At 32.0% G+C, this 578-nt stretch carries 1 protein-coding gene; it reads right to left on the bottom strand.

What is annotated here, in order from left to right; genetic code table 11:
* Positions 1-509: GIY-YIG nuclease family protein (locus tag KM800_RS15145; protein WP_419195477.1), on the bottom strand; the 509-nt coding region annotated here is incomplete at its 3' end.
* Positions 510-578: the final 69 nt, after the last annotated feature.

Genomic DNA, 578 nt, shown 5'->3' with positions numbered 1-578 from the left:
TGACTTTTACTAGCTGGTCTAAACATTTTATTCTTATCACTGTGATTATCCTTCAAATTTAGCGGTGGCTCATACTGATCAATCATATAAATCTCAAATTTCATTGGATTATCAATAGAAACAAAGTGCATAATCAAATTATTTTTCATCCATGCAGAAAGTTTTTCCTCATTCTCAGCTTTAAACCTATATTTATAGGCTTTCTTTCCAGTAAATTCTTTCTCCATTCCAAACAAAACACCCAAACTTTTTCTCAAAGTTGAACTCCTTGCAGTACCATTAAAGTGATTCTTATAGTCTCTTCTTCTAAGACTTTTTAATGTTGAAGTTGGTCTTCCTGCAATACCAACATATATCACTGGAAGTCCGTCTGCAAAATTATAATCCAGATAATTCATTTTCTCCGGCAGAGCATCTAAATTTTTTACACAAATAAGATATGCTCCTGGACCATCAGGCAGTTTTTCCGGAACATCCATCAGGGATAAAAATATTTTTATGTAATTCACTTAACAAATTCTCCATAATCATTTTAATTAACCTCCCATATAACAATATATAGCCTTGAGCATAACTCT

Origin of the sequence: Clostridium tyrobutyricum (assembly GCF_019144085.1) — a bacterium.
Lineage (GTDB): Bacteria > Bacillota > Clostridia > Clostridiales > Clostridiaceae > Clostridium_B > Clostridium_B tyrobutyricum_A.
This window is presented reverse-complemented; position numbering and strand designations above follow the sequence as displayed.